The sequence below is a fragment of the Aeromonas sp. Marseille-Q5825 genome, assembly GCF_946892685.1.
GTDB lineage: Bacteria > Pseudomonadota > Gammaproteobacteria > Enterobacterales > Aeromonadaceae > Aeromonas > Aeromonas rivipollensis.
The window spans coordinates 66097-75000 of the sequence record NZ_CAMPOU010000009.1 but is presented as its reverse complement, the minus strand read 5'-3'; the positions used below and the strand labels follow the sequence as shown (position 1 = coordinate 75000).

Below are 8904 nucleotides of genomic sequence, written 5' to 3'. Positions count from 1 at the left end.
GGAGCGTTCTGTAAGTCTGCGAAGGTGTGTCGAGAGGCATGCTGGAGATATCAGAAGTGCGAATGCTGACGTAAGTAACGATAAAGGGGGTGAAAAGCCTCCTCGCCGGAAGACCAAGGGTTCCTGTCCAACGTTAATCGGGGCAGGGTGAGTCGACCCCTAAGGTGAGGCCGAAAGGCGTAATCGATGGGAAGCAGGTTAATATTCCTGCACGACTTGTAATTGCGATGGGGGGACGGAGAAGGCTAGGTGGGCCAGGCGACGGTTGTCCTGGTGAAAGTGCGTAGGTGGTGTTTCTAGGCAAATCCGGAGACACAACACTGAGACACGAGACGAAGCCACTACGGTGGTGAAGCCATTGATGCCCTGCTTCCAGGAAAAGCCTCTAAGCTTCAGATTACAAGTCATCGTACCCCAAACCGACACAGGTGGTCGGGTAGAGAATACCAAGGCGCTTGAGAGAACTCGGGTGAAGGAACTAGGCAAAATAGAACCGTAACTTCGGGAGAAGGTTCGCTCTTGACAGTGAAGTCCCTTGCGGATGGAGCAGTTGGGAGTCGCAGTGACCAGATGGCTGGGACTGTTTATCAAAAACACAGCACTCTGCAAACACGAAAGTGGACGTATAGGGTGTGACACCTGCCCGGTGCCGGAAGGTTAATTGATGGGGTTAGCGCAAGCGAAGCTCTTGATCGAAGCCCCGGTAAACGGCGGCCGTAACTATAACGGTCCTAAGGTAGCGAAATTCCTTGTCGGGTAAGTTCCGACCTGCACGAATGGTGTAACCATGGCCATGCTGTCTCCACCCGAGACTCAGTGAAATCGAATTCGCCGTGAAGATGCGGTGTACCCGCGGCTAGACGGAAAGACCCCGTGAACCTTTACTACAGCTTGGCACTGAACATTGAACCTACATGTGTAGGATAGGTGGGAGGCTTTGAAGGCGTGACGCCAGTTGCGCTGGAGCCGTCCTTGAAATACCACCCTTGTATGTTTGATGTTCTAACGCAGGGCCCTGAATCGGGCTCGCGGACAGTGCCTGGTGGGTAGTTTGACTGGGGCGGTCTCCTCCCAAAGAGTAACGGAGGAGCACGAAGGTTGGCTAATCCTGGTCGGACATCAGGAGGTTAGTGCAATGGCATAAGCCAGCTTAACTGCGAGACGGACAGGTCGAGCAGGTACGAAAGTAGGTCATAGTGATCCGGTGGTTCTGAATGGAAGGGCCATCGCTCAACGGATAAAAGGTACTCCGGGGATAACAGGCTGATACCGCCCAAGAGTTCATATCGACGGCGGTGTTTGGCACCTCGATGTCGGCTCATCACATCCTGGGGCTGAAGTCGGTCCCAAGGGTATGGCTGTTCGCCATTTAAAGTGGTACGCGAGCTGGGTTCAGAACGTCGTGAGACAGTTCGGTCCCTATCTGCCGTGGGCGTTGGATGATTGAAGGGAGTTGCTCCTAGTACGAGAGGACCGGAGTGAACGAACCTCTGGTGTTCGGGTTGTCACGCCAGTGGCACTGCCCGGTAGCTAAGTTCGGAATCGATAACCGCTGAAAGCATCTAAGCGGGAAGCGAGCCCTGAGATGAGTCATCCCTGACCCCTTGAGGGTCCTAAAGGGCCGTTGGAGACCACAACGTTGATAGGTGGGGTGTGTAAGCGCGGCGACGTGTTGAGCTAACCCATACTAATTACCCGTGAGGCTTAACCATACAACACCCAAGAAGTGTTTCTGGCCTTGTAGCAAGTGCGTGAACTACTAACTAATTCAGTGATAGCGACGAGCCATTAAGGCCAAGTCGTTATTCACGTCAGCTTTCCGGATGAAGTTTTTTGCCTGGCGGCCATAGCGCCGTGGAACCACCTGATCCCATGCCGAACTCAGAAGTGAAACGCGGTAGCGCCGATGGTAGTGTGGCATTCGCCATGCGAGAGTAGGACACTGCCAGGCTTCAATTAAGCAATCACAGCGATGTGGTTGGTCGCGATACAACGTCAGGTTGTGTTGGACAGAAGATTTAGATAGCGCACACAGTGTGTTCTTTACCGGTTAGTGTGCTGATATGGCTCAGTTGGTAGAGCGCATCCTTGGTAAGGATGAGGTCCCCAGTTCGACTCTGGGTATCAGCACCATGAAAACGAAAGCCTCCCTGAAAAGGGAGGCTTTTTTGTTTTTACCATTCAGTTCATCGAGATCTGTCTGGCATCGAGATAGAAGCGGGCCTGCCCGGAAGCCTCTATCCGAATGGCTGCGACCAGCCGTTCGTTTCGCTTGTACTCCCACTGTTCGTCTATCTCGGTCAATGGGGGCTTGTTGATGCCCAGCGTCTGCAGATATTCGTGAAACAAGCCTGCACTGCCGATCTCGGTCAATCCTGCTTTCATCCCCATCCACTCTCTTTATTCTTACTGTTCTTCAATGATGTCAGCCCCATATGCATTCTGTGTGAATGCTTTTCTATTAAATTGATCCGAGCTAAGTTGTGGATTGGCAAAGGCAACCAGCGTCTCGAAGGGGAAAGGAACATGTTGATAAAGAATGTGCATCTGAGTGGCAGGGAGGGGTTGTGGCAGATCCTGTGTCAGGATGGCCTGATCAGAACCATAGCCCCCATGAGCCAGATCCTCCTCTCTACCCGGGAACTGGATGGGGAGGAGGGGATGGCGATGGCCCCCTTTATCGAGCCTCATATTCACCTCGATACCACCCAGACCGCCGGTGAGCCGAGCTGGAACCTCTCCGGTACCCTGTTCGAGGGGATAGAGCGCTGGGCCGAACGCAAGGCGCTGTTGACTCATGAGGATGTGAAGCGCCGGGCCATACAGACGCTGAAGTGGCAGATCGCCAACGGCATCCAGTTCGTTCGTACCCATGTAGATGTCTCCGACCCCAACCTGGTGGCCCTGAAAGCTATGCTGGAGGTGCGGGAGGAGATGAAGGAGTGGGTCGAGCTGCAGATCGTCGCCTTCCCGCAGGAGGGGATCCTCTCCTATCCCAACGGCAAGGCCTTGCTGGAAGAGGCACTCAGGCTGGGAGCCGACGTGATAGGCGCCATTCCCCATTTCGAGTTCACTAGGGAATATGGGGTCGAAAGTCTGCATTATGTCTTCGATCTTGCCGAGAAATATCAGGTTTTGGTGGATGTGCACTGTGACGAGATCGATGACGAGCAGTCCCGCTTCATCGAGACCCTGGCGACCCTGGCCTACGAGCGAGGTATCGGCCACCGGGTGACCGCCAGCCACACCACCGCCATGCACTCCTACAACGGGGCCTATGCCTCTCGCCTGTTCCGCCTGCTCAAGATGGCGGACATCAACTTCGTCGCCAATCCGCTGGTGAACATTCACCTGCAGGGGCGCTTCGATACCTACCCCAAGCGCCGTGGCATCACCCGGGTCAAGGAGATGCTGGAAGCGAACATCAACGTCTGCTTCGGCCACGACGATGTGTTCGATCCCTGGTATCCCATGGGGACGGCCAACATGTTGCAGGTGCTGCACATGGGGCTGCATGTCTGCCAGATCATGGGCTACGAGCAGATCAACGACGGCTTGAAGCTGATCAGCAGCCACAGCGCCCGTACCCTGAACGTGCAGGATCGTTACGGCATCGAGGTGGGAAAACCGGCCAACCTGCTGATCCTGCCCGCCGAGAACGGCTTCGATGCGGTGCGTCGTCAGGTACCGGTACGCTACTCCATCCGCCATGGCCGCGTGATTGCCGAGACCCGGCCAGCGCAGACCGCCCTGCATCTGGATCAGATAGAGCCGGTGGATTTTCGCCGATGAGGCGGCTCATCCCCGTAGATTAATTGCCCCGCTATCCCCGCTTGCCGGCATTTTGCATAATGTCGGCCTGACACTTATGGAGCCTCCCCATGCAAACCTGGTTATTTGTCGCGGCCGGTGGTGCCATCGGCGCCTGCCTTCGTTTTGGTATCGCCGAGTTGATGGCGCTGCTGCTGGGGCGCCACTTCCCCTATGGCACCCTGGTGGTCAACGTGGTGGGCTCCTTCATCATGGGGGTGGCCTATGCCCTCATTCTGCACGGGCATGTGGCCGAGCATCCGCTCAAGCCACTCCTGATGGTGGGTATATTGGGTGCCCTGACCACCTTCTCTTCTTTTGCCCTGGATACTGTGGTGCTGGCTCAACACGGGGCCTATCTGAAGGCGCTGCTCAACATAGGCCTCAATCTCTTCCTCTGTCTGGCCATGGTCATGCTGGGGATGCAGTTGGTTGCCAGCCGGGTTTAAGGTGTCAGCAGCTCACTGGCTCTGGTAAACTGGCGGCCATTCTTTGCTCTATGGGTGTTTGAGGGATGTCGGAACAGACTAATACTACGCATTTTGGCTATAAAACCGTGGCGGCGACCGAGAAGGAAACTCTGGTGGCTGGCGTCTTTCATTCGGTGGCGGCCAAGTATGATCTGATGAACGATCTGATGTCGTTCGGCATTCATCGCCTGTGGAAGCGCTTCACCATCGATTGCTCCGGCGTGCGCAAAGGCCAGAAGGTGCTGGATCTGGCCGGTGGTACCGGCGATCTGACCGCCAAGTTCTCCCGCATCGTCGGCGAGACAGGTCAGGTGGTGCTGGCGGACATCAACGATTCCATGCTGAAAGTGGGCCGCGACAAGCTGCGCAACCTGGGGGTGGCGAACAACGTCTCCTACGTGCAGGCCAATGCCGAGGCTCTGCCCTTCCCGGACAATCACTTCGATGTCATCACCATAGGCTTCGGCCTGCGCAACGTGACCGACAAGGACAAGGCGCTGGCCTCCATGTTCCGGGTGCTCAAGCCGGGTGGTCGCCTGCTGGTGCTGGAGTTCTCCAAACCCGCCAGCGAGGTGATCGCCAAGCTCTACGATCTCTACTCCTTCAAACTGCTGCCGAAAATGGGCGAAATCGTCGCGAACGACGGTGAAAGCTACAAGTACCTGGCGGAATCCATTCGCATGCACCCGGATCAGCAGACCCTGGCTGGCATGATGGAGCAGGTCGGCTTCGAGCAGGTGGAGTTCTACAACCTGACTCAGGGTGTGGTCGCCCTGCACCGTGGTTACAAGTTTTAAGGTCGCCTATGCCGATGGATGCCATGGTCACAGCGGTGATCGAAACCAGCCTCAACCAGTTGCTGGCACTCGACAAGCAGAGCCCGGTGCGGCTGCGCAAGCTCGCGGGCAAGGTGCTCAAGCTGGAGCTGCGTGAGCTCAAGCCGCTCTGGTTTGTCTTCTCCGAGCGTCGGCTGGACGTGCTGGCCCGCTATGAAGGGGAGCCAGACGCCGTGCTGAGCCTGTCGCTGACGGCGATCGGCCTGCTGAAGGATCCTTCAGCCCTGACTCGCTATATCCGCGAGGAGAAGCTGGACTTGAGCGGCGATCCCCAACTGGTGCAGGCCTTCAGCGCTTTGCTGGGGGAGCTGGACATCGACTGGGAAGAGGAGCTGTCGCGCTATACCGGCGACGTGCTGGCTCATACCCTGTGTGGCGGCGCCCGTCAGGCCCGTCGCGTGGTAGGCCGCGAGCTGTGCCGCTCCCAGCGTCAGCTGGCCGAGTACCTCACCGAGGAGGCCCGCCTCGCCCCAGGCCCCCTGGAAGTGACCAGTTTCAACGACGATGTCGAGGTGCTGGCACAGCACATGAAAGCGGTCGAGTTGCGGCTGGCCCGCCTCGAGCAACAGGTGAGCTGATGACCCCCAAGGAGTTCAAACGCCTCTATCGCATCGTCAGCATCCTGCTGGAGCAGGGCATCGACGAGCTGGTGCCCGCCCGCTATCAGCCCTGGCCCGGACGCCTGGTGCGCCGCAGCCTGTTCTGGCTCAAGAACAAGCAACCTGAGCTGTGCCGTGGTGCCCGCATTCGCCTCGCCTTCGAGGCCCTGGGCCCCATCTTCATCAAGTTCGGCCAGATGCTGTCGACCCGCCGGGATCTGCTGCCGCCAGACATCGCCGAAGAGCTGGCCCTGCTGCAGGACAGGGTGCCCCCCTTCTGCGGGCAGGAGGCTAGGCGCCAGATAGAGGCAAGCCTGGGTTGCCCCATCGAAACCCTGTTTGATGACTTCGACGAGACGCCGCTGGCGTCCGCCTCCATTGCCCAGGTCCATACCGCCCGCTTGAAGGAGAATGGCCGGGAGATCGTCATCAAGGTGATCCGTCCCGACATAGAGCCCGTCATCGAGGCCGATCTGCGCCTGATGCAGGCGCTGGCTCGTCTGGTGGCCCGTTTCGTGCCCCAGAGCGCGCGGCTGCGCCCCGTCGAGGTGGTGGAGGAGTACCGCAAGACCATACTCGACGAGCTCAACCTGATGCGAGAAGCGGCCAACGCCATCCAGCTGAGGCGCAACTTCACCGGCTCAGAGGCGCTCTATGTGCCCGAGGTCTACACGGATCACTGCCGCGAGCAGGTACTGGTGATGGAGCGCATCTACGGCATTCCTGTCTCCGACATAGCCGCGCTGGAGGCCAACGGCACCAACATGAAACTGCTGGCGGAGCGCGGGGTTGAGGTCTTCTTCACCCAGGTGTTTCGTGACAGCTTCTTCCATGCGGACATGCACCCCGGCAACATCTTCGTCTCCTATGAGCACCCGGAGAATCCGCTCTGGATCGGCATCGACTGCGGCATAGTCGGCACCCTGAACCGGGAAGACAAACGCTACCTGGCGGAGAACTTCCTCGCCTTCTTCAACCGTGACTATCAACGGGTGGCGCAGCTGCATGTGGAGTCCGGCTGGGTACCGCCCGACACCAAGGTGGACGAGTTCGAGTTCGCCATCCGCACCGTGCTGGAACCCATCTTCGAGAAGCCGCTATCCGAAATTTCGTTCGGTCACGTGCTGCTCAACCTGTTCAACACCGCCCGTCGCTTCAACATGCAGGTGCAGCCCCAGCTGGTGTTGCTGCAGAAGACACTGCTCTATGTGGAAGGGCTGGGGCGCCAGCTCTATCCCCAGCTGGACCTGTGGCAGACAGCCAAACCCTACCTGGAAAGCTGGATGCACGAGCAGGTTGGCCCCAAGGCGGTGCTCAATGCGATCCGCGAGAAGGCCCCCTTCTGGGCGGAGAAGCTGCCTGAGCTGCCGGAGCTGGTCTACGAGACCCTGCGCCAGGCGCGGCATCAGCAACACCACTTCGAACAGATGTTCGCCGATTTTCGCCTGCACAGCCGCCGTCAGGGACAGGCCCGCTACCTCTTAGGGGTGGGAGCCAGCCTACTGTTGGTGGGTGTATTCTTGCTGACCCAGAAACAACATATTGAGTGGGGACAAATCAGTCTCGCCGGCGCCGGGTTATGCTGGCTGCTGGGCTGGTTGAAGACCCGCATTCATTAATTAAACTGCGCCATCAGGCGCCTATCCTGGAGAGAAAGTCATGGGTGGTATCAGTATTTGGCAATTGTTGATCATCGCAGTCATAGTCGTGCTGCTGTTCGGTACCAAGAAGCTGCGCGGCATAGGTGGCGATCTGGGTGCCGCCGTGAAGGGGTTCAAGAAGGCGCTGTCGGATGATCCGGCCGATGCCAAGCCTGAGCAGAAGGATGCGGAGTTTCCGGCCAAGCAGCTTAACGAGACGGCCAGCAGTGCCGAGACCGCCAAGCAGAAAGACAAAGATCAGGCCTAAGCCATGTTCGACATCGGTTTTTGGGAGCTGGTTGTCATCGGTGTCGTCGCTCTGGTGGTGCTGGGGCCCGAGCGGTTGCCGGTTGCCATCCGTACCGCCAGCCACTGGATCAAGCTGATCCGCAGTACCGCCAACTCGGTCAAGACAGAGTTGGAGCAGGAGCTCAAGTTGCAAGAGCTGCACAATGATCTGAAGAAGGCCGAGCAGTTGCAGATGAACAACCTGAGCCCCGAGCTGCAGGAGTCCATCGAGCAGCTGAAGGCGGCGGCCCAGTCAGTGAACCGTCCCTATCAGCCACAGCATGAGGCACAGAACGAGATCCGCCCGCCCGTCGCCCAGGTTGAACCTGCCACGCCGGTGGAACCTGTGGTGCAGCTGACCCGCGAAGTGCCGCCGGTCAATAGTCAGCGCGAGCCGGTCAGCGAGTCTGCCGGCAAAGGGGAGGTGAAGCCATGAGTCAGGCCGAGCAACCCCTTATCAGCCACCTGGTGGAGCTGAGAACCCGTCTGCTGCGTTCCATCTCTGCCATCCTGCTGGCGTTCGTCGCGCTCATCTATTTCTCCAACGACATCTACGATTTCGTGGCCCGGCCGCTGCTCAGTCAGCTGCCTGAAGGGACCAGCATGATAGCGACGGATGTGGCGACCCCCTTCATCACGCCCATCAAGCTGACCCTGGTGGTCTCCTTCTTCGTGGCCATCCCCTATCTGCTCTATCAGGCCTGGGCCTTCATCGCCCCCGGCCTGTACCAGCACGAGCGGCGTCTCGTCATGCCGTTGGTGGCCTCCAGTGCCGTGCTCTTCTATGCCGGCATGGCGTTCGCCTACTACGTGGTGTTCCCTCTGGTGTTCGGCTTCTTCACCAGCACGGCCCCCGCCGGGGTGACGGTGGCGACCGACATTGCCAGCTATCTGGACTTCGTGCTGACCCTGTTCTTTGCGTTCGGGGTGGCGTTCGAGATACCAGTGGCCACCATACTGCTCTGCTGGACTGGGGTCACCACCCCCAAGAGCCTGAGGGAGAAGCGCCCCTACGTCATCGTCGGGGTCTTCGTGGTCGGCATGCTGCTGACCCCGCCCGATGTCTTCTCCCAGACCCTGCTGGCGATCCCCATGTGGGCCCTGTGGGAGATAGGTCTCTTCTTCGCCCGCTTCTATGTGAGGAAAGAGGACGAGGAGGAGCAGGAACAACCGGAAGAGGGGAGCTGAGGCTCCCTTCCTCTTTCCATGCATCCGTTCGAGGCGTATGGTGATGCCCCATCGAGTAGATGGTTTTCAAATA

At 58.5% G+C, this 8904-nt stretch carries 9 protein-coding genes, 1 tRNA gene and 2 rRNA genes (1 of these 12 only partly in view); 11 read left to right on the top strand and 1 reads right to left on the bottom strand.

Annotated features, from left to right (window positions below; translation table 11 throughout):
* The 3 genes from OC537_RS20525 to OC537_RS20515 all read left to right on the top strand — a co-directional run.
* Nucleotides 1-1712, top strand: a 23S ribosomal RNA gene (locus OC537_RS20525) (it extends 1178 nt beyond the left edge of the window).
* Nucleotides 1713-1836: 124 nt separating this feature from the next.
* Nucleotides 1837-1951, top strand: a 5S ribosomal RNA gene (gene rrf, locus OC537_RS20520).
* 106 nt (nt 1952-2057) lie between these two features.
* A tRNA-Thr gene (locus tag OC537_RS20515) sits at nt 2058-2133 on the top strand.
* Between the two features lie 48 nt (nt 2134-2181).
* On the opposite strand, the gene OC537_RS20510 is transcribed toward OC537_RS20515, so the two are convergent.
* Nucleotides 2182-2391 carry a hypothetical protein gene (locus OC537_RS20510; protein ID WP_408782494.1) on the bottom strand — a complete coding sequence of 70 codons (210 nt, stop codon included), beginning with the start codon at nt 2389-2391 and terminating at the stop codon, nt 2182-2184.
* Between the two features lie 135 nt (nt 2392-2526).
* Between OC537_RS20510 and OC537_RS20505 the strand changes: the two genes are divergently transcribed.
* The 8 genes from OC537_RS20505 to tatC all read left to right on the top strand — a co-directional run bounded on the left by OC537_RS20505 (nt 2527) and on the right by tatC (nt 8831).
* On the top strand, nt 2527-3792 hold the full coding sequence (locus OC537_RS20505) for a cytosine deaminase (RefSeq protein WP_262114033.1): 1266 nt from the start codon (nt 2527-2529) through the stop codon (nt 3790-3792).
* A gap of 89 nt (nt 3793-3881) precedes the next feature.
* A complete protein-coding gene (gene crcB, locus OC537_RS20500) occupies nt 3882-4259 on the top strand; it encodes a fluoride efflux transporter CrcB (protein ID WP_106885397.1) in 378 nt (125 codons plus the stop codon).
* A gap of 65 nt (nt 4260-4324) precedes the next feature.
* Nucleotides 4325-5077: a bifunctional demethylmenaquinone methyltransferase/2-methoxy-6-polyprenyl-1,4-benzoquinol methylase UbiE gene (gene ubiE / locus OC537_RS20495; RefSeq protein ID WP_106885398.1), complete on the top strand. Its 753-nt coding sequence runs from the start codon at nt 4325-4327 to the stop codon at nt 5075-5077.
* A gap of 8 nt (nt 5078-5085) precedes the next feature.
* Nucleotides 5086-5694 (top strand): SCP2 domain-containing protein, encoded by a 609-nt coding sequence (locus OC537_RS20490; protein WP_262114030.1) that lies wholly within the window; start codon nt 5086-5088, stop codon nt 5692-5694.
* Complete coding sequence (gene ubiB / locus OC537_RS20485) at nt 5694-7334, top strand: ubiquinone biosynthesis regulatory protein kinase UbiB (RefSeq protein WP_139438510.1); 1641 nt, start codon at nt 5694-5696, stop codon at nt 7332-7334. The genes OC537_RS20490 and ubiB overlap by 1 nt, the downstream gene beginning before the upstream one ends.
* A gap of 40 nt (nt 7335-7374) precedes the next feature.
* Nucleotides 7375-7623 (top strand): Sec-independent protein translocase subunit TatA, encoded by a 249-nt coding sequence (gene tatA, locus OC537_RS20480; protein WP_025328841.1) that lies wholly within the window; start codon nt 7375-7377, stop codon nt 7621-7623.
* A 3-nt stretch (nt 7624-7626) separates the two neighbouring features.
* Nucleotides 7627-8079: a Sec-independent protein translocase protein TatB gene (tatB, locus tag OC537_RS20475; RefSeq protein WP_262114025.1), complete on the top strand. Its 453-nt coding sequence runs from the start codon at nt 7627-7629 to the stop codon at nt 8077-8079.
* Complete coding sequence (gene tatC / locus OC537_RS20470; protein WP_139744615.1) at nt 8076-8831, top strand: twin-arginine translocase subunit TatC; 756 nt, start codon at nt 8076-8078, stop codon at nt 8829-8831. Before tatB ends, tatC begins: the two co-directional genes overlap by 4 nt.
* Nucleotides 8832-8904: the final 73 nt, after the last annotated feature.